At 55.8% G+C, this 21,976-nt stretch carries 18 protein-coding genes and 7 pseudogenes; 4 read left to right on the forward strand and 21 right to left on the reverse strand.

Annotation, left to right across the window (positions count from 1 at the left end; all coding sequences use genetic code 11):
- Nucleotides 1-2 precede the first annotated feature (2 nt).
- Nucleotides 3-260: a DUF7940 domain-containing protein gene (locus BS630_RS37850; RefSeq protein WP_245310390.1), complete on the reverse strand. Its 258-nt coding sequence runs from the start codon at nt 258-260 to the stop codon at nt 3-5.
- A gap of 167 nt (nt 261-427) precedes the next feature.
- Between BS630_RS37850 and BS630_RS06085 the strand changes: the two genes are divergently transcribed.
- Nucleotides 428-2,356, forward strand: coding sequence for an acyltransferase family protein (locus BS630_RS06085; protein ID WP_077976664.1), 1,929 nt, complete (start codon nt 428-430; stop codon nt 2,354-2,356).
- 185 nt (nt 2,357-2,541) lie between these two features.
- Here BS630_RS06085 and BS630_RS06090 read toward each other — a convergent pair.
- Nucleotides 2,542-2,649, reverse strand: a pseudogene (locus tag BS630_RS06090) (transposase domain-containing protein); the annotation flags it as partial.
- Nucleotides 2,650-3,035: 386 nt separating this feature from the next.
- Here BS630_RS06090 and BS630_RS37855 point away from each other — a divergent pair.
- Nucleotides 3,036-3,179, forward strand: a pseudogene (locus BS630_RS37855) (pilus assembly protein CpaA); the annotation flags it as partial.
- Nucleotides 3,180-3,636: 457 nt separating this feature from the next.
- Here the strand turns inward: BS630_RS37855 and BS630_RS06105 are convergent.
- Entirely contained in the window at nt 3,637-4,395 is a 759-nt protein-coding gene (locus BS630_RS06105; protein WP_077976665.1) for a membrane-anchored protein, read from the reverse strand.
- 150 nt (nt 4,396-4,545) lie between these two features.
- On the opposite strand from BS630_RS06105, the pseudogene BS630_RS06110 reads away from it, so the two are divergent.
- Together BS630_RS06110 and BS630_RS06115 are read left to right on the forward strand one after the other, a co-directional pair.
- A pseudogene (locus tag BS630_RS06110) lies at nt 4,546-4,855 on the forward strand (transposase); the annotation flags it as partial.
- 172 nt (nt 4,856-5,027) lie between these two features.
- A pseudogene (locus BS630_RS06115) lies at nt 5,028-5,603 on the forward strand (IS66 family transposase); the annotation flags it as partial.
- A gap of 182 nt (nt 5,604-5,785) precedes the next feature.
- Here the strand turns inward: BS630_RS06115 and BS630_RS06120 are convergent.
- The 18 genes and pseudogenes from BS630_RS06120 to BS630_RS06205 all read right to left on the reverse strand — a co-directional run bounded on the left by BS630_RS06120 (nt 5,786) and on the right by BS630_RS06205 (nt 21,919).
- Nucleotides 5,786-6,076: a hypothetical protein gene (locus BS630_RS06120; protein ID WP_077976666.1), complete on the reverse strand. Its 291-nt coding sequence runs from the start codon at nt 6,074-6,076 to the stop codon at nt 5,786-5,788.
- 30 nt (nt 6,077-6,106) lie between these two features.
- Nucleotides 6,107-6,631, reverse strand: coding sequence for a plasmid pRiA4b ORF-3 family protein (locus BS630_RS06125; RefSeq protein WP_342588075.1), 525 nt, complete (start codon nt 6,629-6,631; stop codon nt 6,107-6,109).
- Nucleotides 6,632-6,644: 13 nt separating this feature from the next.
- Nucleotides 6,645-7,865, reverse strand: a pseudogene (gene tnpC, locus BS630_RS06130) (IS66 family transposase); the annotation flags it as partial.
- A gap of 45 nt (nt 7,866-7,910) precedes the next feature.
- Entirely contained in the window at nt 7,911-8,258 is a 348-nt protein-coding gene (gene tnpB, locus BS630_RS06135) for an IS66 family insertion sequence element accessory protein TnpB (RefSeq protein WP_028743909.1), read from the reverse strand.
- On the reverse strand, nt 8,149-8,649 hold the full coding sequence (gene tnpA, locus BS630_RS38620) for an IS66-like element accessory protein TnpA (protein WP_077976668.1): 501 nt from the start codon (nt 8,647-8,649) through the stop codon (nt 8,149-8,151). Before tnpA ends, tnpB begins: the two co-directional genes overlap by 110 nt.
- Before the next feature lie 271 nt (nt 8,650-8,920).
- Nucleotides 8,921-9,211: pseudogene (locus BS630_RS38510) on the reverse strand (terminase); the annotation flags it as partial.
- A pseudogene (locus BS630_RS37860) lies at nt 9,177-9,335 on the reverse strand (terminase small subunit-like protein); the annotation flags it as partial. The pseudogenes BS630_RS38510 and BS630_RS37860, both read right to left, overlap by 35 nt.
- Before the next feature lie 367 nt (nt 9,336-9,702).
- On the reverse strand, nt 9,703-10,653 hold the full coding sequence (gene fcl / locus BS630_RS06155; protein WP_077976669.1) for a GDP-L-fucose synthase: 951 nt from the start codon (nt 10,651-10,653) through the stop codon (nt 9,703-9,705).
- Nucleotides 10,654-11,715, reverse strand: a complete 1,062-nt coding sequence (gene gmd, locus BS630_RS06160; protein WP_077976670.1) for a GDP-mannose 4,6-dehydratase — start codon at nt 11,713-11,715, stop codon at nt 10,654-10,656. It lies immediately after the preceding gene.
- Between the two features lie 518 nt (nt 11,716-12,233).
- Nucleotides 12,234-13,046: a glycosyltransferase gene (locus BS630_RS06165; RefSeq protein ID WP_158081399.1), complete on the reverse strand. Its 813-nt coding sequence runs from the start codon at nt 13,044-13,046 to the stop codon at nt 12,234-12,236.
- Nucleotides 13,039-14,199 carry a glycosyltransferase gene (locus BS630_RS06170; protein ID WP_077976672.1) on the reverse strand — a complete coding sequence of 387 codons (1,161 nt, stop codon included), beginning with the start codon at nt 14,197-14,199 and terminating at the stop codon, nt 13,039-13,041. Before BS630_RS06170 ends, BS630_RS06165 begins: the two co-directional genes overlap by 8 nt.
- Nucleotides 14,199-15,299 (reverse strand): glycosyltransferase family 4 protein, encoded by a 1,101-nt coding sequence (locus BS630_RS06175; RefSeq protein ID WP_077976673.1) that lies wholly within the window; start codon nt 15,297-15,299, stop codon nt 14,199-14,201. The genes BS630_RS06170 and BS630_RS06175 overlap by 1 nt, the downstream gene beginning before the upstream one ends.
- A complete protein-coding gene (locus BS630_RS06180; protein ID WP_077976674.1) occupies nt 15,184-16,116 on the reverse strand; it encodes a glycosyltransferase family 2 protein in 933 nt (310 codons plus the stop codon). The genes BS630_RS06175 and BS630_RS06180 overlap by 116 nt, the downstream gene beginning before the upstream one ends.
- Nucleotides 16,103-17,227 (reverse strand): glycosyltransferase family 4 protein, encoded by a 1,125-nt coding sequence (locus BS630_RS06185; protein ID WP_077976675.1) that lies wholly within the window; start codon nt 17,225-17,227, stop codon nt 16,103-16,105. The genes BS630_RS06180 and BS630_RS06185 overlap by 14 nt, the downstream gene beginning before the upstream one ends.
- A complete protein-coding gene (locus BS630_RS06190; RefSeq protein ID WP_077976676.1) occupies nt 17,224-18,456 on the reverse strand; it encodes a hypothetical protein in 1,233 nt (410 codons plus the stop codon). Before BS630_RS06190 ends, BS630_RS06185 begins: the two co-directional genes overlap by 4 nt.
- Nucleotides 18,456-19,436 (reverse strand): glycosyltransferase family protein, encoded by a 981-nt coding sequence (locus tag BS630_RS06195; RefSeq protein ID WP_143529402.1) that lies wholly within the window; start codon nt 19,434-19,436, stop codon nt 18,456-18,458. Before BS630_RS06195 ends, BS630_RS06190 begins: the two co-directional genes overlap by 1 nt.
- Nucleotides 19,437-19,467: 31 nt before the next feature.
- On the reverse strand, nt 19,468-20,796 hold the full coding sequence (locus BS630_RS06200) for a surface carbohydrate biosynthesis protein (RefSeq protein WP_077976678.1): 1,329 nt from the start codon (nt 20,794-20,796) through the stop codon (nt 19,468-19,470).
- 94 nt (nt 20,797-20,890) lie between these two features.
- A complete protein-coding gene (locus tag BS630_RS06205; protein ID WP_077976679.1) occupies nt 20,891-21,919 on the reverse strand; it encodes an NAD-dependent epimerase in 1,029 nt (342 codons plus the stop codon).
- Between the last annotated feature and the right edge of the window lie 57 nt (nt 21,920-21,976).

The raw sequence follows: 21,976 nt of genomic DNA on the forward strand, positions 1-21,976 counted from the left end.
GATCAGCTGCTCGAAAAAGGTTGGGCTGTTTGAGAGGATGCGTTCAAGAAGTTCGTCGCGCAGACCCGCGTTTCCCCATCGGCGGCGAGACGCAGGCCGGTGATCGCCGACATGGCGAGTTGGATGTAGATGTTTTTCACCACCCATGTCGCGGCAACGAAGGTGTATATCGGCTCGATGATGATGCAGAGCAGCGCCAGGACCATGAATCTGATCGACCAGGCTTGCTTGATGATCCGCCGCCAGTTGCTGACGAGCATGGTAGGCTCCAGATTGTGGATGGGGATTTTTTATTTATCGTCGATCGGCGCTATGTGTTGTGATGGTGGTGATTGTTATCCGCGCACGGGGAGGCGAGCCACAGCTTTACGGTGATGGTCGCACTTCGCGATTGATTTGGCTCGGTGCTCATGCCATTCGCTAGCGTATGACAAGCCCCGCCCATCGACCTGATATAGACGGCCTCCGCGCAATCGCTGTTCTAGCAGTCGTTCTATACCATGCTGGGGTTCACAGCGTCGGTGGCGGGTTCGTGGGCGTCGACGTATTTTTCGTTGTCTCCGGCTTCCTGATTACGACCTCGATTCTTAGAAGGCTTGAACGCGCAGGGTTTTCGACCCTTGATTTCTTCGACCGCCGGGCCCGCCGGTTGGCGGGCGCGTATCTGATTGTCATCGCCTGCACCTGGCTGCTTTCGTTCGTCCTCATGATGCCGGAGGACTATCGCGCCTTTGTGGAGAGCATACAGGCCAGTGCCTACTTCGCCGCCAATCATCACTTCTATGAGCGCCTAGGCTATTTCGACACCGCCCATATCACGAAGCCACTGCTCCACCTCTGGTCGCTTGCCGTGGAGGAGCAGTTCTACATCGGCATTGCCGCGCTTTTCTCGATTGCCACTTTTCGAACACGAACAAAGAAGCTCTCAATGCTGGTCATCTTCGGCGCAAGTCTCATTGCAAGTGCGGTCGTCGTTCATATGAGCCGGGAGATGGCTTTCTTCTGGCTCCCCTTCCGCGCCTGGGAGCTCGCCTGCGGGGTGGCCATCGGGTTCTATCTTCATGGTCGCCCTGCGCCGAGCAGCATGGCGTTGAGCGGCGGCGGCCTGGTGGCGCTGGTCGTCCTCCTACTGTGCATCATCTTCTACAGGGAAAGTTTTTTGTTTCCCGGGCTGTCCGCCCTTCCTCCTGTCTTGGCAGCCGGTGTCATAATCATCGCAGGGTCCAATCATGCTTCGCGGATCAGCCAAGTGTTGAACTGGTCGCCACTGACAGCCATCGGTCGCAGGTCCTATGGCATATATCTGATCCACTGGCCGTTGATCGTTTTGCTTACGTATTACCTCGATCGGCTTCTTCACCCGCCTGAAGTGCTCGCAGTGATGTTGGTGACGCTCGCGCTCTCGGAATTGAGTTGGCGTCTTGTCGAGGAACCGATCCGCACCCGACCGTCGGCTTTTTTTCGTCATGAAACCCTTGCCGCAACTGTCGTGGCCTTGGTGGGGATCATCAGTCTGACGACCCTTCCTTTCTCTAGGGTACCGCTTGTCTCTGCCGTGAGGCCTGAGGCAGCAGAACTGGCGCGAGGACGTAGTGACTGGTCAAGCAATCAGATTGAATGTGTCGACCGCACAATAAGCCAGATTCAGTCCGGTGACTTCTGCCGTCTGGGCAAGATCGATGGTCGGAAGGCGCTCTTGTGGGGAGATTCCCACGCGTCTGCAATATTGCCAGTTGCCGAATCGCTGGCGAACAAGTTTGCCCTTGAGCTTCATGTTCTGACGCACAATGGATGCCCGCCTATGCTGAAGCTGGAGACGGATAAGGTCTTCTGTCGTTCAACAAACGATACCATCGCAGAATTGCTCGAAAAGGAGCGCTATGAGGTCGTTATAATGGCCGCTAACTGGCAGTCCTACGGCACGTCAAATATCGTATCGATCGGGGGACAAGCATTGAATGCAAGAATGGACGAAATGCGCGAGGCTCTGCGTCAAACGCTGGCGGCGATCCGATCCAGTGGTGCAACTCCTTTGCTGGTGGGGCAGGTTCCGACCTACGATGTCGATGTCCCCGCCTTCCTCGGTCGGGCTGCCTACTATGAGCCGGTTGACGCTGTGCTGGGCTACCATAGGCAACTTCCGGCCCCACATCTTGATCCGCCTTACGTCAATGAGGTTGTCGCTTCCGAGAAGCCAAGGGTGATCCGCCCTAGCGAAAGCCTTTGCAGTTCCGCAAGATGCGAAGTTTCACAAGATGGGCGGTCAATGTACAAGGACGGCGGCCACCTCTCACGCTTCGGATCTAATGTGTTGCGTGAGCCGATGTCGGAAGCGTTACGAGACATTCTCAGATAACCGCCATTTGCACCTAAAGAGAAATCGGGGTCGGATACAACGCTCTGCGGATCCACTGTCGCTGCGGCTTGCCCAGGCTCATCACTTCCCAGGAATTCTCTGCGCCAGCGATAGAGCTCCCGATTTGCCGCGCAATTGCCGAGACGTTCACACCCGGCTGACAGTAAGCGACAAGCCGGGGCCGTTCAGGCGGCGTAGTTCCATGGCATGAGCGCGTCGATTTCACTGCTGGGCCATCCATTCGCAAGGCGCTCAAGCGTCTGGGTCAACCAAGCTTGCGGATCGACTGCGTCCCACCAGCATCCGAGCGGGACAGAACCCACCGAGGCAGACCACTGTTTCCCCGATACTCTGTTAGGAACATTGGGCCGTGGACCATCGCAGCGGCGCTTGCCACGGTGATTGCGATACCAGCTCCGCGACGTCGAACCACAGCGCAAATCGCTCAGCACCAAGCGATAGTAGCGCGGTGCGAAAGTCAGTAGCACCCAGAGCTCTGGCGTAGGCGGCAGGAAGACCGATCGGAAGTCGAACCCCACCAGCACTGCGGCGCCTGCTCCCGCACGGCGCCGCAGCCGAGAAATGAGGGCCTTCGTGTCGCCGGCAGGCTCTGGGGCCGACAAGGTGCATGTCTTGCCCTCCGAACTGCAACGCATATCCACCGCTTTGCTCCACTGGGATTGGGGGTGGCCCCCTGCCCTTCACCCCTGGAATCGGCCTCTGAACCTTCGGCCTCTTCGGCGCCGGCGATGCCAAACTTTTCCTGCCGATCGGTCTTTCCATCGGCTGGAACGGCATGCTGCCCTTCGCCATCTGCTTGGTCGGCAGAACCCTTTTTTTGAAACCCAGACCCTCGGCCTGCACGAACACCCAAACGGCGTGTCCCTCGGTTTTGATGCCGCGTTCGGCCAGTTCGCCACAAGCCCCCGCGTCGTGGTTGGATCGGCAGCGTTGGCGCAGCCAGTCGGCCCGTTCGCCGGACGGGTCCGCTGCTTGCGCCCGCCCGACGCGACCCCGCGTCGGAGCGCCGGTCTCGGCAAGCCGCTTCTTCCACTTCGAAACACAGGAGGGAGCGATCGCAAGTGCGGCTGCGATCGATCGTATTATTTCCCCGGCATTCAAGCGCGCCATCCCCGTTCGCGAAGATCTTGAGAATATGGTTGCGCCATCCCTGCCAGCCATCCTTTAAAAATCGAAGTGTGTTCTCTGGCAGTTTGCAGCTGAACCGGTCATCTCGAATGATAAGACGGGGAAGATCGCTGTTGTGAATTGTCGGTGGCTTATTGTGCCGCCTTGGGCTTCGGTTCTTTGTCACCCTGCCAGAGCGGCAGGCCGACTTCTTCCGAGACCTGCGGATCGGCTGTGTAGATGGGATAGCCTTGCCTGAGAAGCCTGATCAGGATTTCCCGGTCGAAACGAGTATGTTTGCGCGTCAGATTGGCGCTATTGTATATGTGGCCGTTCGAATGAGGATTGATGCCGGTTATGATGACCGCGCTTGCATCGTTGTATAATGCAAACAACACTGCGATCATTCCGTTCGAGCACTTGGTTTCGGCATCGAGCTCAAGGTTCACCAGTCCGCTGGCTTTGTGCATCAACGCTATGCGCTGATAGCGGCCCACGAGATGGAGATCCCGGTAGCAATAGCTGAACGAGTTCAGATTGTTTTTCACGCGCGCCTGGCGTTTTTGACCCCGCCGCCAGGTGAGAACGTAGAGAGCGCCGGTGCGGTGCCCGGTGAGAACGCGCCTTGTCTCCACCGCTGCCGTATTGCCGCCCTGGAGCTCGTTGAAGCCCATCAGGGTGATGTCGGGCGCATCGATGCCCCAGGCATGGACAGCTATTTGCGAGGCGTTCACCGAAATGATGCGATATGTTTCATCGAAGCCGACGGGCTTGTGAGAAACGGGTGCCGATCCGACGACCACGACAGGGCCGGCAAACGGTACACTGGTTTTCGGAGGCTTGGGCCTTGTCACGGTATATCTGATGCGGCGGTAGATGATTTTGTGCATCTGCGCAAGCAAATTTGGCATTCGAAATATCACTCCAGCTCATGCCTAGCCTGAATTATCTCAATGTAAGAGGTGAACCGGCCCTAAGAACCTGAGAACCTGAGAACCTGAGAACTGCTTTTGTAACAAAGATTATCAGACTGCAAGACGGGGTCCGATGCACTACACTGTATCTCGACGCAGCACGAATTTGAATGCTTCGACGGCCACAAAGTTGTGGCTGGTTTCGATGGCGGCGCGATCACCTCGGATGCCGGCGCGCTTTTGCTTCGCCATGTCGACAAAGTCATTGGCCTGTTCGAGCGGATGGCGGCGTGCTTTGTTGACGCCGCGCTGCGGCTTGCACGGTCCACAGTGCGCACACTCTGGTCAGGCAGCGCATCGCGGCGCTCGCATTGGGATTCGAGCACGTCGACGACCATGACAGGCTGCGCCATGCCCGGTTCCTCGGCTTCTGTCGCAGTTGCAAACAAAACGGCGTGTATCATTTGGGCGCTGCTGATGTTTGGCGGGACCTACGGGCATCCTGGAGAAGGCGCGACCATGAGAACAGCATAAACGTGGAGTTCGACCCGGACTGGGTCGATGTGGTTGCGAGGATAGAAGGCAAATGATGGCAAAGCCGGGCTAACCGGGAACCAGCAGAGCCCGTTGGAGGCAATGACAGCGCCATCCTGGCCGGCTGCTGGTCGCACAGCCGGAGAAAGTTCTACGAGTTGCATGTCGCAAAGAGCTCGAAAATCGCTACCGACACCGTCGAGCGTATGGCGAGGTTATGGGAGATCGAGGAGCGTGTGCGCGGCCAAAACCCTGAAGCTCGTGTCGCTGCACGCCAGGAGATCTCCGCAGCGATCGTCCGTGACCTCTTCACTCTCTGGCAGGCGACCCTGCCGCGGGTCTCTGGAAAATCCAAACTCGCCGAAGCTCTGCGGTATGCCATCTCGCGTCGAGACAGCTTCGAGCGCTTCCTGACCGACGGCCGCATCGAACTCGACTCCAACATAGTCGAGCGAGCAATCAGACCCCAAGCGATCACGAGAAAAAATAGTCTATTCGCTGGAAGCGACGGTGGCGGCCGGACTTGGGCGACCATCGCGACGCTCCTGCAAACGGCAAAGATGAATGCAGTCGATCCGCAAGCTTGGTTGACCCAGACGCTTGAGCGCCTTGCGAATGGATGGCCCAGCAGTGAAATCGACGCGCTCATGCCATGGAACTACGCCGCCTGAACGGCCCCGGCTTGTCGCTTACCGAAAACACGCTGACGCAATGTACTGATCTCCCGCTTCAGGTCGACGATCACATCGCGCGTCCCGCAGACGGATCCAACTTCCTGCGGACCTTTGAAGGCGAGTGACATCCCCTCTTCAAAAGCAGCGTTCGAAAATGGCTTGCCGCGGTAACCATCCGGTCAGGGCCGCAGTAGCCTCGGCTTCTTACGGTTTCGTCCTGCGACGGGCTTCGATGGCGGGTTGGCGTCTCCGCGAAGATTGCGGATAATTTGTTGAAGGTTTTCGATGCCGACTTCGGTAAACAAGACAATGTGCTCGCTGAGCTCTGAGGCTGTATAGTCGTCATATGCAGACACGCAGCCATCTTCGGAGAACATCTCAATCGAGCATTCCCGCAAGAAGTCTTCGTCCTGATTGAGCATCGTTGCCACGTATTTCAAGGTGTACAGGGCGGAGTTGCGATAACCCATGATGCCTCGTTCTGTGTTTTTCAGATTTGGTCAGTGCTGCTGGTTTTGGCTCTTCGCAAAGCCAGCCTTTCCAAGCGTCCGACGGCGGGCAAGTCTAGCAACACGGTCTTGAACGATATCGACGCTTATATCGACGGGGTCGAAGCGGCCACCATACCAACGCACAAACTCTCGATGCCGCGGGTGTCGCGGCTTCGCCATGACTTTCAGGAATTCCTCGAACCCCGAGGTGCTACCAACATCTTCCGGTGGCGCTCTGCGCTGACCATCAACAAAGCGCGGATATTCGATCCCCGGACTACCATCCTCTACTTCCTCGACCGTGATCGTGTGCTGCCAGTTATCGCCGAAGTCATAGGTGTATTTGAAGGTCGCGATCCCACGCTCGATAAGCGCCGCGATGTGGACGTTGCGAGCCGCAAAGGTTTTTCGCTCATAGAGGTCTTCTGGATCCGGCACATCGTAACACCGGCCACCAGCCTTGAACTCGAACAGATGATAATCTTGGAACAGCATCACCGCCTGAATGACATCGTGGAGCCCCTTCAAGCTCATCGTGAGTGGAACCTCGACGCCGTCGCAGCCGCTCACTGACCGCGAGGCCGTTGATGTCGCGCTCGATGTCGAACAGCGCGTCGATCCGCTTCACGGCCTCAAGCGCCACCGGCGAGATCGGCGTGGCGTTCTTGCCGCGTTTGGCGTTCGTGGCGATGTCGGCGAGCACAAAGAACTTGCGACGCGAATGCGACCAGCACAATGCCTGGGTCAGCGGACCGCAATGGCGCTCCACCTTGTACAGCGGGTTATAGCCACCATAGGCGTCTGCCTGCAGAATGCCGGTGAAGGTCTTCAGATGCCTCTCGGGATGCTCCTGTCGCCGATCGCGGGAGGCATAGTAGAGGGCTGCCGGTGGCGACGTTCCGCCGAACGGCCGATCGTCCCTGACATAGGTCCAAATCCGCCCGGTATCGGCCTTGCCCTTCGCCAGGATCGGCACGGTCGTGTCATCGCCATGCAGACGCTCGGCAGCAAGCACATGCGCCTCGATCAATCCGTGCAAGGGCTTCAAGACCGCTGTGCAAGCGCCAACCTGGTCGGCAAGCGTCGAGAGGCTGAGGTCGATGCCTTCACGGGCATAGCGTTCACTCTGCCGGTTCAGCGGCTGATGCTGACCGAACTTCTCAAACAGGATCATCGCCAAGAGGTTTGGTCCGGCAAAGCCGCGCGGCGTCACGTGGAAGGGTGCCGGTGGTTGGGCGATCTTCTCACATTCCCGGCACGAGAACTTCTCGCGCACCGTCTGGATGACCTTCCACTGGCGCGGGATCACTTCCAATGTCTCGGTGATGTCCTCACCGAGTTTTGCCAGCCTGGCCGAGCCACAGCAGGGGCAGCTTGTTGGCGGGGCAATGACGACGCGTTCGGGCGGCAGGTGCTCCGGAAACGGCTTGCGCGATGGACGCTTGCGCTCGAAGACTCGGACCGTAGAGGACTTTGCCGCCAGCTCCGCAGCCAATTCGTCCTGGCTGGCATCAGCTTCCAACTCTTCGAGCTGCAATTCCATCTGTTCGAGGAGGCGTGCCTTGCGCTCCGAGCGGCTGCCGTGGATGTCGCGCTTGAGCTTCTCGATCTCCAATCTCAGCCGCGCGATCAGTGCATCCGAATGGGAGTTCACCGCCTGGGCGCGGGCAGCGACGGCCTCGGCTTCACGGCGTGCCGCGCGCTCGGCGAGGATCATCGCATGCGCGCTGGCAAGGTCGTCGGGAAGCTGATCGGCCGCATCGGTCATGGCGAGATGGAATCATATTCGCTCGCGCCTTTCCAGCCATTTCCGCTATCCAGCCGAGCTCGGACGCCACGTTTTTTGCGGCATTCGCCAGTCGATCCCTTCGAGCATGTAGCCGAGTTGCGCCGGCGTAATCACCACAGTGCCGTCGGCCGCTGATGGCCAGATAAAACGCCCTCGTTCGAGCTTTTTCGTGAACAGGCAGGCACCCTGGCCGTCGTGCCAGATCACCTTGATCAGACCGCCCTTCCTGCCGCGGAAGCAGAACAAATGGCCGCTATGCGGATCACGCTTCAGCGTCTCCTGCACCATCAGCGACAGGCCAGGAAAGCCCCTCCGCATGTCCGTATAGCCGGTCGCCAGCCAGACTTTCACACCGCTCGGAATCGGGATCATCGTCGCTCCACGACATCGAGTATGCGGCCCAGAGCTTCGGTATCGACATCGCTGTCCACACGAATGCACCGGCCGCGCGGCCAAGCTCGATCGTCACGATGCTTAACTTCTTGCGCGGTCGAGGTGCCGGTGTCGCCTCCAACGGTTCAGGCGCTGGCAACGCCGCCACGACCTCAATCGGAATGAATGGAGGCACGGACGGCGCTGATATCTGGCAGAGCTCTTTGCGCCACCGGAATAACTGACTGACATGAATCCCGGCCGAGCGCGCCACATCCGAGACAACGCTTCCAGGCTCTAACGCCGCCGCTACCAACCGTTCTTTCTCTTCGCGAGACCAATGCCGGCGACGCTCGACCGACGTGATCACCTCAATATGCTGCGTCGTCATAGGACTACTCCCAGTGCTACCACCAGGACTTCCAATGTTCGGCTTCACATCACAAGACGGCCGTCACCGTGGGGATACTTGCCGCGCCTTGATTTTTTAGCGCAATCGGCTGGGTCTACGTTTATATAGTTTATATCGAGTGATTGGTCAGTTGATCTTCAGCCAATGCCGAAGAGCGGCGACCGCCCCATCGCTCATATCGGCTACGACCCCAACGACGGTGAGGGCAGCGTCGCGATGAGCCTCGATGTGCCATGGCCCACCTTGTCCCGAAGATGGACTGCGCATCGCCAAGAACGCACGCTATCGTACTACCGCGAATATCGCGATTAAAAGCGCAGGCATCAAGCATGAAGATCTGAGTGTCGTAAGGCCGAGCTGGCCGGCCTTTGGCAGAACGTTCAGATAGTGCATCGGCTCAAAGAACGTCATCTGCGCCCAGTTCATTTCGGACCTGACGCGCCGAGCCGCCCTTATCGGTGATCCAATAGAGGTCGTCCAGACGCCAGCGTGAGTCCGAGAACTGATCAACTGACGCTTGGAAGTCCGCGGGCCTTGAGATTAACAGCTTCCAGCAGCTGCGACACCTCGCCAGTCACGCCGTGTTCCGGCTCGACTTGGCGCCATACTTTCGGCTTAAGCTTCTCAGCAAATTATTGACAGGTTGAGATGCGGAGCTGCGAGCGCCCAGGAAAAGGCCGCGGGAAAGGGCGGCGAGACGCCATCTTCGTTCAGCAAGAATCGACCGCGATGACGACGATCTCCTGCACGGCTCGCGATAACCTTCGCATTCGGCAATCGAAGTGATGCAGAAAACTCCGAAGCAGAACGATGCCACAAACCGTGTAACCCAGAGCCCGTCGCCTGATCGCTTCCGGCAGCGCCCGTCGGGCAGCATGCGTGAATCCGCACATTCTACAATACTCACCGTGCTAAACTCATCGGATGCCCGCCTCCCTGGCCCACCTGCCAGCCGCCACCGACGCCGTAACACCTCCACGCCACAAATATCGCTGCGGGAATGGAGAGATTCGGTCCTCAGCAGACATGTTATCAAGCAGCCGGATCAGATCTATTTTCGAACTCAAGAAACCAAGCATACGTAGCTCTAATGCCGTCCTCAAGCGAGATACGCGGTTTCCAGCCCATGTCCTGCAGCTTCTGATTGCTCATCAACTTTCGCGGCGTGCCATCGGGCTTGGAAAGATCAAGAATGATCTCACCCTCGTAACCGACAACGCGGCAGACCAAGCGCGTCAATTCGATAATTTCGAGATCTGTCCCCGAGCCGACATTGACGTGCTGCGAGCCCGAATAGGTCTTCAGCAAAAACACTATGGCGTCGGCGCAGTCATCGACATGAAGAAATTCTCGGCGCGGGGTGCCTGTGCCCCAGACGACCACATGCGGGTCTTTGCGAAGTTTCGCAGCATGCGCCTTGCGGATAAGCGCAGGCAGCACATGGCTGGAATTCAGGTCGAAATTATCGCCAGGGCCATATAAATTCGTCGGCATGGCCGAAATGTAATCTCGGCCGTATTGCTTGCGATAGGCCTCCGCGAGCTTGATACCGGCGATCTTGGCAATCGCGTACCATTCGTTGGTCGGCTCGAGTGGGCCGGTCAACAGGGCATCCTCGGTAATCGGCTGTGGAGCGAGCTTGGGATAAATGCAACTTGAACCCAGGAACAGTAGCCGGTCCACTTCCGCGCGGTGAGCGGCTTGGAAGATGTTGGCTTCGATAATCAGATTGTCGTAGATAAACTCTGCCGGATAGCTGTCATTCGCGAGGATGCCGCCAACCTTGGCAGCGGCGAGAGTGATCGCGTCAGGTCGAGTTGCTTCAACAAATTTCTCGACCTCCTCCTGCCGCTTCAAATCCACCTCGCGGCGCGTCACCGTGATGACGGTGCAATTTTCTGACTGGAGCCTGCGCATAAGCGCGCTTCCCACCATGCCCCGATGACCGGCCACCCAGATTTTCTTGTTGGATAAATCGTACACTCAGATCTCGTTTCTGTTGTTTTGGGCCTTCCAGTGCTTGACATCCGCCCCCACCATTTCGGCGGCGAGTTCGCGAACCGGTGTCTTGTGGTGCCAGCCCAGATTTTGGCGTGCCTTGGTTGGGTCGCCAAGCAGAAGATCGACTTCCGTCGGGCGGAAGTAACGCGGGTCGATTTCCACAAGGCAGGCACCGGACGCGGAGTCGTAACCCTTTTCGTCGACGCCGGACCCCTTCCATTCCAAGGCAATGCCCACGTCGGCAAAAGCCCACTCCACAAACTGGCGCACACTCGTCGTCTCACCTGTCGCCAAGACGTAGTCATCCGGCTTGTCCTGTTGCAGCATCAGCCACATGCCCTCGACATATTCGCGGGCGTGACCCCAGTCACGCTTGGCGTCAAGGTTGCCGAGGAAGAGCTTGTCCTGAAGGCCGAGGCTTATAGCCGCCACGGCCATCGTGATCTTGCGCGTGACGAAGGTCTCGCCACGAAGCGGGCTTTCATGGTTGAAAAGAATGCCGTTTGATGCATGCATACCATAAGCCTCGCGATAATTCACGACGATCCAATAGGCGTAGAGTTTGGCTGCGGCATAGGGAGAGCGCGGATAGAACGGCGTCTTCTCGTTCTGCGGGACTTGCTGGACAAGGCCATAGAGTTCCGATGTCGACGCCTGGTAGAAACGGGTCTTTTCCTCGAGACGCAGGATCCGGATGGCTTCGAGCAACCTGAGCGTGCCGATCCCATCTGCGTCGGCCGTATATTCCGGCGTCTCGAAACTTACGCCGACATGGCTTTGTGCGGCGAGATTGTAGATTTCATCCGGCTGCGTCTGCTGCACGATCCGAAGGAGATTGGTCGAGTCGATCATATCGCCATAGTGGAGGATGAAGCGCGGATGGACTTCATGCGGATCCTGATAGATGTGCTCGATGCGGCCGGTATTGAAAGACGACGAACGCCGCTTGATGCCATGCACTGTATAGCCCTTGCCCAGAAGCAATTCGGCCAGATAGGCGCCGTCCTGGCCAGTCACCCCGGTAATAAGCGCGGTTTTTACCATTTCTGCTTCGTCCTTCGATATGTCCGCGCATCTGAACTGATATTCGAACCAACTTTTCGAACGCGCCGTGACCGATGGGGGCCCAAGTTGACGCCAGTTTGAACGTCCAGGCCAGCCCCATGCGGTGTTCAAGGGCGTGGCAAATCCAATCATACAATCTGTCGATGTCAACAAAATCGTGTCTGACTTATCGTCGACGCACTATGACCCACCTAGTTTTGAGAAGATCCGGCGCCCGAGGCTGCCTCTTGCATGTTGTGCTCCATAGGTGCGATAAACACGCTGTCCGCGATCCCGCCGTTCATGCAAGGACGGCGACAGCAAGCTTTAGAAGTTTAATGAAGATGTGAAGGCGACGAATTTCACATGCTTCAGGCGATGTCGATTGCATACCCTTCCTTTGGCACGGTGCGGATCACACAAGGCGGTCGTCAACGGAGGGATACGCTCAGCCCGGCGGGGGTGCCAACCAAAACGGTCCAATTGATGGGTTCAGATCAGTCTTTCTACGGAATGGGCTACCTTTGCCGTGGATCGAGAAAGTTAAGAAGCGTTCTGAGTTCCTGTCTGAATCGGCTCGGAACAAGACTTAGCACCAGTGGAAACAGAACACCGAAATAGGCAAGCGGGCCGGTGCCTAGAGACCAGCAGCCGCGCCAGCCAATTTTCACCTGGTCCCAAGACCGACTCAGACTGATTCGGCCCGCCCCGCTCCGAACACGATAATCGATCAGCGGCTGCGGAATATTTGCAATGATCAGTCCCGCCTTGATCGCTCGAAACCACAGGTCGTAGTCTTGTCTTCGCCTCAGGCGTGGATCATATCCTCCCAACGAAAGGATTTTTTCTCGGTGAAATACCGCAGAGGGATGGATTACCGGATCGCACCAGACAAGGCGTTTAGTATCCGTTGTCGAAACGGGCACCTTTCGCAACCGACCAGTGAGAACGCCTAACTCGTCCATGTCTCGCGCGTAGGATCCGACAACATCAACCTCCGGATGCTGACGAAGGTAGTTCAATTGCACCTGGAGTCTGTTCGGATCTGAAATGTCGTCCCCATCCATCCGTGCGATTAGCGGGCTGGTCGTTGATCGGAGACCCTTGTTCAAAGCAGCGGCCAGGCCGACGTTTTGAGACAATCTCAGAATTTTGATGCGAGGATCCTCTTCGGCCAGACTTGTCAGGATACTGGGCGTTGCGTCCGTCGAAGCGTCATCGATGATCAGGAAATCGAAATCGCAAAAGCTTTGATCGAGAATGCTTCGGACGGCTGCTTCGATAAAGGGTTCATCATTGTGCGTGGCCATCAGTATGGTGACGTCAACCATGGCGCTCCTCCGCCATGAGTTCGGAACATATGTCCAGAAGCCTTCGGAACGGATGCTCATGGCCGAAATCGTCGGCTCTTTCGAGTATTTTCTCCTTAGAAAAGGGATGCCGAACGGCGCGTATCATGGCGTCGGCTAGAGCCTTCGTATCGTCAACCGGTACGAGATACCCAATGGTTCCATCTTTGAGGATTTCCCGCGGGCCGCTTCGGCAGTCCGTCGCAACGGTGGTAAGTCCGCAGGCGAGAGCTTGGATGAGCGCGTTTGGAGATCCTTCCCAGCGGCTCGAGAGAACAAAGACATCCGCGTTCTGCAGATAGGGGAAAGGATTCTGTCGAAACCCGAGTAGATCAATCGCAGCAGTCAATCCGAGGCGATCGATTTGACGGGTAAGTGTTGGTCTTTCGGCGCCGTCTCCTAGAATAATAAGACGCGCACCCGCAACCTCGCGAACAACAGTTACAAAAGCATCGATCAGAACGTCGAACCCCTTGACGGGACCAAGGTGCCCCATCGCGACGAATAATGGAAAAGCGGAACCGTCGAAAAACTCGTGTGAAACAGGTTCCGCCCGAAGCTCCTCGAAGTCCGGCGGGACGGCGGGGTTGTTGATGACGCGGACTTTTGAAGACGACACGCCGACGCGCTGAATGAGATCCTCTGCGACACCCACTGAGGGCGCAACAACGATATCAGCCAGCGGATATGTTCGAGCTGCCAACGATACCAAAATCCTCGATAACAGCCCACGCGTGGAATACCGTGCGCCCAGTGTTGTCGCCTCTCTGACGATCACCAGGGGTCGATAAAATGGTGTCAGTCGCGCAGCAATGATCGTGATAATATTGCACAGGGTAAGTGTACTGAATACCACGTCGGGCCGAGATATGAGGAAATGCATCCATAGGACTGGAAGGCAAAACAGGTAAAGCCATTTGGAGCCCAAATTCCCCAGGACTCCCTGAGGGCTCACTTCTTCCGCCTCCTTTGAGAATGCGACGCGGGTGGGATCGAGAAGGTAAAATCGGTGGAGCATTCCATTGCGGGCCATTTCGCGCGCAAAGGTCAGCATCACCCTTTGAGCTCCGCCATCAGCTAAATTCGTTACCACGATCGCAAATCTCAGAGCCTTGCTCTTGGCGGAAGATCTCATTAAAAAAGCTTCTCCCACTGGTGCGCGATAGACTCTATCGTTAACCGACTGGCGATTTCGGCAGCATTATGGCCTATTGCTTGTCGCAGGTCGCTGCTGGTCGCCAACTGCGACATGGAATTGGCGAGTGCGCGAACATCTTCTGCTGGCACCAGAAGTCCATTTGACCCATTTTCGATTATTTCTGATGGCCCGTAGTTACAATTGAAGCTTACAGGTGGCAGTCCCGCACACATTGCTTCCACCAAGGCATTGGGAAAGCCTTCATGGCGTGAGGAAAGCACATAGATCTGTGCCTTGGCGAGGGCAACTGCCGGTTCGTCATGTTTGCCGGGCAAGAAAACCCTGCCTTCCAGTCCATGTCCCGCGATCCGCTCTTCGAGTTCTGCACGGAGCGCACCTTCACCGATTATCCGCAAATTCCAGGAAGGATGTTCATCAGCAATGAGCTTGAATGCGTCAATGAGGAGATCGAACCCTTTTGCCGGCACAAGGCGTCCCACGGATATGAATTCCGCGTCACGATCGGCGAGTGGAATAGGGGATGGGGTGACATCGACCATCGGATTGTAAATAACCGTACGCTTATGGCGGGGAACCCATGGATATGCAGCGGCGACACCTTCGCTCACGAATACGAATTTCTCAGCCAAGGCGTACGATAGCCTCCGCGCAAGTCTTCCTCTGCGATTAAGCCGTTGTCGCGCGGGGTTGGTACGTTCCGAGATGATTGTCCGTCCTTTTAAGAAGAATCGAAGAACCGACAATCTTATGTTCATGTCAGTCATGAACGCGATCGTCACCGCAGGATTTTCATGGGCCAGTATTTTTCGGAGTTCCACCAGGCCACGCACACGGCTCGCAATTTTGCCAAAGAATGTTTTTTCCTGCGCAAATTGCAGCGAGATGCGTTTAACCCGCTCGTCAAGCGTGTAGAAATCTGTTTCAGGCGGCAGTGCCGTTATGATCGTTACAGGCCTACCTTTAGCGGCCCAGTAGTTTGCCAAACGACTGACGACACGCTCCGCGCCGCCCATTTTCATGGAAGAGACGAGGAAGCAGATGCGAGAAGGAATATCGAACGTAGCTTGTGATGACATAGATAAAAAACCGCATTGCTGCACGATATCGAAGGCCCTGCTGTGCTAAAAAGGTGCGATGTTTTTGCAGAAGTTGATATCGACTCTTGCATCGTCGAAAAGGCGACTTTTCTGGCCCGTGCGTGACATGCTGGAAAATCACCGGGAAATGTTCGGGGGACACGAAGGCATACCCCCCGATCGCGGCCCGTACAAGAAGATCGACCTCTGCCGCTCGTGAAAATTGCGGATCGAAACCGATGGATTTGAGATCACTCACCGACGCGAAAAGTGTCCCCGCACCTGCCGCGCCCCAGTTGGCCGGCCTTTTCCCGCCGACGAGCAAAAAAGTGGCAATATTGATTCCTCTCGCGGGAGCCGATCGACCTATGCCAGCGACATGGCGTGTCTCGCACCTTCCGTTCTCGACGATCCTGTCACCAAAGCAGAGGGTGGGAATGTTGCTCATCTCTGCTTTGGCTTGCACGAGCTTTCCATACTGGATCTGCAAGCGATCGGGGAGTGCTTCATCATCATCGTCGAGAAATGCCAGGAACTCACCGGATGCCAGATCAATCGCCCTTTGCCGGCTGTAGGCAACTCCAGAATTGACAGGATTCTGATATATCCCAATCAAGCTGTTCTGCTCGCAATATTGCGCCACAACCGCACGTGACTGGTCTGTCGAGCAATCGTCGATGACGATGATTTCGAGCTCGGCCCAGTTCTGACCGATGACACTTTCAATTGCGCGACCGATTGTTTCCTCAGCGTTGAAACAGGTTATCGCCACCGTGATCAACGGCCGCTCATTCTGCGCCAGGTTATTCGTTCCCATTTTCGATGCCTTCGAGAATTTTTTCAGCCCGTTTCTTCCAGGAATACTGAGCCTTAAATTTGGCCAATGATTGCTTGCTCAATCGCTCCCTGAACTGGTCGTCCCCGGCAAGGCTCTGGATCGCGTCCGTCCAACCGTCAATATCGTCCGGCGGAACTAACAGCGCATCCTCGCCCGCCTGCAGAACCTCGCGAAGAACCGGCAGATCCGAGCAAATAATAGCGCGTCCCGCGGCCATATATTCGAAAATCTTGAGAGGAGACATCCATCTGGACGTGTCACCGCCTCCGCCCGCAACAGCCACTTTGCGCTGATATGGCGCCAATAAGACGTCAAATGATTGAAGATAGGACGGGACCAACTTAGGCGCGACATGGCCCAAGAACTTTAAATTCCGTAATTGTACAAATGTGCGCTTCCAATGGTCGACATCTTCTGCATTGCCACCGACGATGGAGAATTCGATTTCGGGCAAACGCGAGGCAACTGCACCGATTACCTCAATACCTCGACCGGGATAGAGGTGACCTGCATAGCCGACGCTCAAGCTCGATGTGTTCGCGCGGGCCGGCTCCCGCTCAGGAATTTCGTCTGCTCCGTCTGGCGCGAGTTCCAGTTTTCTAGCGTCGATGCCGTAGCGCGATATCATCTCGTCGCGAAGCGCCGAAGAGATGACAACAGTCTTTATATGTTTTTTGTGGATAGTGAGGTTTTTGAACTTGCGGATTTTTGAACTCGCAGAGTCCGCAAATACGTCGTGACGTTCGAAAATGACACTAAAGCCCGCATCGGCAGCCAGCCATGCTGCATTCAAGTTTCGACTGTAGACCAAGGATGGTCGGTGCAGTCGCAAAAGCGCGGCTAGCAGCAGATTCCCTAGCATCGAGCCCAGTCGACCTTCCCCTATTTTTCGCAGCGACCGATGCTGAAAATTCCGGCGGACGCCATAGTGATCAAAGGGGTCCTTGACCCAGGACGACCGGTCAGGGGCCGGGGACAATAACGTTACTTGATGGCCTAACGTTGCCATTGCGTGACACATCTTCATCACATGAACGCTGTTTGCGGCATTCGACGGCACCGGTGAGGATGCAATGTAGACAATTTTCATCGTGAGTCCTCGGCCGCATTTTCCGCATTAAAGGGAATGACTGCCATCGCGCGATATCCATTGACGATACAATCAACTACTATCGCACGTTTTTGGCGTGAGTACCGCGGATGGAGATCACAACGCTCGTCTCCACGATATTCTCCAGGAGAATGAAAGCTGGCCACGGTTTTACGCTGTCGATCGCGCGTATTGGCATAGTACAGGTGTTGTCGCTGGCGTTTGTCAGGGTATGTGTCGGAAATCCATCCGCAATTGGTGACGGCTGATGGGTGTCCATCCTCCGTAAATATGTCGCCGAGCGCCGCTATTTTTGCTCCCGTGCCTTCGTCGAAAATATCAAAGTGACAACGCTTATCCGGGGCAAGACCGGTTACAAGCACGCGCCGGTCATCAGTCCAGGTATAATGCGACGCGCGAAGATCGCTTGCGATTGAACAAAGGTTGCCTCCACCCCTGTCGGCTGTAATTAAACGGACAACGCCTTTGGCGCCCTCCTGGCTCACAATGTGGAACATCTGTATGCGTGTGGAATTCGGCACGAAGTCGAGGTGATTGACGTAATGACACAACGCTTCGTCATCCTTTCCATAGAAATCTGCCAGTTCCTTGAGGCTAACAACCAGCTTCTTGGCCTGAGTTGATAAATCGACAAGCCAAACGCCCTCTCCGCGAGGTGCTGTGTCGTCCGGAAATCGTTGCTCAGCGACGCTAGAATATCCATAGCCCGGACGAAATCGAAAAAGCCGCCCGAAATCCAGGGTGAGACCAAAGCGGAACGTTTCATCGATAGCATAAAGGGGAACGGTTGAAATCGCCTTTGCATCGCCTGTTTCAACGTCGTGGCTTATGGCGCAAAGCCGATCATTCAAATAACCGTTGAATACTATCGTGCTGCCGTGACCCGGCCCTCCCCATCGGGCACGACAACCCTGTTGCCAATTCCATGCAATCGTCGTGCCGATGGCCCGATACGCCCTGGTCGGGTTATCGAGCTCGAAGTAGCCAATCTCCAGAACTGAGCCCTCTTTCAGCCTGCAGGCTAGCAGTTTCGTTCCGTCGGGACTGATCGGATCAATATCATAATATCCGAAGAACACGTGCGCTTCTTTCTCGGCAAAAAATCTAGTTCCTTGTGGGACCCTATGCTGCTTGTCGATCGGAAGAAGAGTTGGTAACGACCATCGACGCGCCAATTTGCTAAGCCGCCGAAGGTAGCGATATAGCATCACGTTCTCTTCCCAGCGACTTCTCGGAAAAGCACTGCATATTCTTCCGCCGCCCTCTTGACAGAGAAATAGGATCTTTCGAGGGAAAGCCTGTCACATAGCACTTGATAACGGCTTCGCGCCTGTCCGATCGTTTTTGACAGATCACTTTCATCGAGAGGAAGGCCAAAGTGAGACGCGAGTTCAGCGCCGCTACCGGGGCCGTCTCCGTATAATACAGGCACTCCTCCCGCTAGCGCTTCAATCATGGAGTTTGGGCAAGGATCCATGATGGCCGGATGCGCAAAGAAATGCGCAGCTTTCATATGCTCAACCATTTCAGCATGGGAAAGGGTTCCTAACTGCTTTACTCGGGCAGGAGGCACGCCTTCGCGCCAGTGCCCTGCGAAGGTAAGTTCGACATCATCGAGTTCCGACAGTTGCGCGAGAAGGTCGTGCCGCTTTGTTTTTCTGGTAGAAAATGCGGAGGCAAATATTCTCAACGGGTGCAAATCGTTGTGCGTGGTATAGCCTATGTCGACAAATCGTTGATCCGCACCGTTCCTGATCACACGGCTTCTGCGCGGTCTGAAATTATTCTGAAGAAATATTTCACGTTGATAGTCACTTTGGAAAATGACGTAGTTTGCATTCGCCAGAATAGAGAGCGTCTTCCGATCACGTAGGCGGTCTGCCGAAAACCACCATGCAAGGCCACCGCGCTTCGCGCTGTGGCGACGTAGATTGACAGCTCTTACGACGACGGGAAGCGAAGAGCTCGTACCAAGCAAATCGTCGGCAAACTGCTGCTCTATCTGCTGTGAGCCACTTCCCGGTCCTCGGCTTGTCTGGTTGAGAAATACCAGATCAACATTCTTCTCCATGGAAAACACGAGTTCCATACCGTGTGTTTCAGCAAGCTCACCATATAAAGCGCGAAGAAAAGTGTTGGCTCCCCCCCAGGGGGCATCAGTCGTTTCGTAACCGCAAAAGATTTTCATAAGATCCTACTTGCGTTGCCGCGGAATCAGTTCAGGAGCCTGTCACCAAGAAACAGGATTCGTCGAGCCGAGCCAGCTTTACTCGTTTCAATCCGGGGATTGCGGCCGAAAGATCGGTAAGCGTTCGCGACATTTCCTCCAAAGAGACATGGGGAGATTTCCTGAGGATGTATTCGTCAGCGACATCCGCAGCAGGCGACCTTCGCTTGCGTCTCCAACTGTCAAAGCGAAATTTGAGAGCCGAAGTCGAGCTGGGAACCCTGATTTTTTTCAGTTCGGGAATCAACTGCTGCCAACAGGTTTCGTTGCCGGTATTAAAGACATATTGCTCGTATAGGTGTCGGATATCCATTCGTTTGCGACTAAGATCGTCGATGCCGGCCAAGACGTCGTGGATCTGCTTTGTCAGTTCGGACTCGGAATGGGCTGTCAAGCTGCAAGCATATGGACGTTCTGTCTCGATGTCGCGATCCACGAACGGGCGAAAGGCGATTGCCGGGTGACCCGCGGCGAAGGCTTCGATCGACGTGGTGCAGTAATGGTGAATGATGACTTTGCTGCCCATGATCCACGGTTGAATATCACCTTCGGACTCGACGATGATGTTCTCATAACCCTGAGCTGCAGAAACCCAGAGATCCACGTTCTCGGACGGATGCGGCCTCAAAACCACTTTTGCGTCGCCGACCGAGCTGGCAATGGCCGGCAACGCCGCTAGGAACGCATCTAGTACATCCTGCTTGAAACGGATATAGCGTCGGAAGAATGCATCCTCCGCCTCATTCTGAATAAATTTCTTGTCGCGCAGCGAAGCCAGATAAGTTTCGGCACCCGAGAAGTGGTTGCAGGCAGCAAAACTTGAGACAATCAGGACATAGTCACCCAGTCGCGATTTGATCGCCTGAACCTGCCTCTGATGAACCGACCTCAGCTCCGGTCTCAGGACATCGAAGCGCAGATTGCCAGTGATGGACGATCTAAGCTTTTCGGGAGCGGCATTGCGCACCACCTTGTCATGATGTCGACCCCACGTGAAGTAGGTCTCGATGCAATCCAGGGTCGCGGTTGATAACCGCGTGCGCGAGTAGATTTCGTCGGAAAACGTCACTAGGCCTTCCTCGTCCATGACAACGACCTTTACCCCGCGGCTGTTGAGATCCCGATACTGACGCTCGAAATTTGCCTGAGCACCAATGCCGAGAAAAATTCCTCCGCCGTATTTGCGAGCAATTGACGTGACCTCCTTCTTGCGTCCGATGACAACGTTGAAACCGGACAACGCCGCCGTAGCTGCAAGAAGAGTCTTGGCTGTCGCCTCTCGAACGTGGACGTCGATCGGCAGAAAAAGCGTCGTCTTCATTCGGGTTCATCCATTCATTTCGGCAGATGTACCATCCGACCCTTGCGTCATTGTGTGTCGTGTCGCCCCCTAGCAGACGGCGACCAGAAAATGCTTAGGCCGGCATATGGTAATAGTCGAGATACCACTCGACAAACCGCCTTACGCCCTCCAAAACGGGCACGGACGGCTTATAGCCAAAGTCTCTCTCCAGCTTTTCGACATCTGCGTATGTATCTGGCACATCACCGGGCTGCAGGGGGAGCAGCTCCTTGATCGCCTTCTTCTGAAGGACGTCCTCGATCGCCTCTATGTAAGAGTTGAGATGAACGGGGTTGTTGTTTCCGATGTTGTATATGCGATAGGGCGCAGAGCTGGACGAGGGATCCGGAGCCTCGCCGCTCCAATCCATATCGGGTCGAGCTGGCTGATCGCTGGCGCGAATGACGCCTTCGGCGATATCATCGACGAATGTGAAGTCTCGCGTGTGATTGCCGCGGTTGAAAACCTGGATAGGCTTCCCCTCAAGGATATTTTTCGTGAACTTGAAGAGGGCCATGTCGGGCCGACCCCAAGGGCCATAGACCGTGAAGAAGCGAAGTCCGGTGGTCGGCAGGTTGAACAGATGGGAATAGCTGTGAGCCATCAATTCGTTTGCCCGTTTCGTGGCAGCGTAGAATTGGAGGGGATGGTCGGCGATATCATGTTCCCTGAACGGCATTTTTTTGTTCGCGCCGTAGACGCTTGACGTGGAAGCATATGTCAGATGGGCGCTGCCGGCATGCCGGCATGCCTCCAATATATTCGTGAATCCGATAAGATTGCTCTCGACATAGGCATGTGGATTTTCAATGCTGTAGCGAACGCCCGCTTGAGCGGCCAGATGAATCACCCGATCGAAATGGCCGATAGCGAAACAATCGTTTACTGCGGCAGCATCTGCGAGATTCGCCCTGACTAACTGGAAGCTGCCTCCCTGTCTCCCGGACGTTCCCTCCAGCATCGAGACGCGTTTTTCCTTCAGAGCTGGATCGTAATAATCGTTGACGATATCGAAACCCACGACGTGATCGCCCCTCTCGATCAACCGCTTCGTGACGTGATAGCCGATGAATCCAGCGCTGCCTGTAACCAAGATCTTCATATCAAAAAAACCTCATATCGTATTGATCACACCACAATGCCTTTGCGCGAACTATCG

Origin of the sequence: Rhizobium laguerreae (genome assembly GCF_002008165.1) — a bacterium.
GTDB classification, from domain to species: Bacteria; Pseudomonadota; Alphaproteobacteria; order Rhizobiales; family Rhizobiaceae; genus Rhizobium; species Rhizobium laguerreae.

Bases quoted from the DNA above. Each gene is read 5' to 3' on its own strand.
- BS630_RS37850 (WP_245310390.1), bottom strand. From the start codon at position 260: ATGCTCGTCAGCAACTGGCGGCGGATCATCAAGCAAGCCTGGTCGATC.
- BS630_RS06085 (WP_077976664.1), top strand. From the start codon at position 428: ATGACAAGCCCCGCCCATCGACCTGATATAGACGGCCTCCGCGCAATC.
- BS630_RS06105 (WP_077976665.1), bottom strand. From the start codon at position 4,395: ATGCCAAATTTGCTTGCGCAGATGCACAAAATCATCTACCGCCGCATC.
- BS630_RS06120 (WP_077976666.1), bottom strand. From the start codon at position 6,076: ATGGGTTATCGCAACTCCGCCCTGTACACCTTGAAATACGTGGCAACG.
- BS630_RS06125 (WP_342588075.1), bottom strand. From the start codon at position 6,631: ATGAGCTTGAAGGGGCTCCACGATGTCATTCAGGCGGTGATGCTGTTC.
- tnpB (WP_028743909.1), bottom strand. From the start codon at position 8,258: ATGATCCCGATTCCGAGCGGTGTGAAAGTCTGGCTGGCGACCGGCTAT.
- tnpA (WP_077976668.1), bottom strand. From the start codon at position 8,649: ATGACGACGCAGCATATTGAGGTGATCACGTCGGTCGAGCGTCGCCGG.
- gmd (WP_077976670.1), bottom strand. From the start codon at position 11,715: ATGGTAAAAACCGCGCTTATTACCGGGGTGACTGGCCAGGACGGCGCC.
- BS630_RS06165 (WP_158081399.1), bottom strand. From the start codon at position 13,046: ATGGTTGACGTCACCATACTGATGGCCACGCACAATGATGAACCCTTT.
- BS630_RS06170 (WP_077976672.1), bottom strand. From the start codon at position 14,199: ATGAGATCTTCCGCCAAGAGCAAGGCTCTGAGATTTGCGATCGTGGTA.
- BS630_RS06175 (WP_077976673.1), bottom strand. From the start codon at position 15,299: ATGTCATCACAAGCTACGTTCGATATTCCTTCTCGCATCTGCTTCCTC.
- BS630_RS06180 (WP_077976674.1), bottom strand. From the start codon at position 16,116: ATGGGAACGAATAACCTGGCGCAGAATGAGCGGCCGTTGATCACGGTG.
- BS630_RS06185 (WP_077976675.1), bottom strand. From the start codon at position 17,227: ATGAAAATTGTCTACATTGCATCCTCACCGGTGCCGTCGAATGCCGCA.
- BS630_RS06190 (WP_077976676.1), bottom strand. From the start codon at position 18,456: ATGCTATATCGCTACCTTCGGCGGCTTAGCAAATTGGCGCGTCGATGG.
- BS630_RS06195 (WP_143529402.1), bottom strand. From the start codon at position 19,436: ATGAAAATCTTTTGCGGTTACGAAACGACTGATGCCCCCTGGGGGGGA.
- BS630_RS06200 (WP_077976678.1), bottom strand. From the start codon at position 20,796: ATGAAGACGACGCTTTTTCTGCCGATCGACGTCCACGTTCGAGAGGCG.
- BS630_RS06205 (WP_077976679.1), bottom strand. From the start codon at position 21,919: ATGAAGATCTTGGTTACAGGCAGCGCTGGATTCATCGGCTATCACGTC.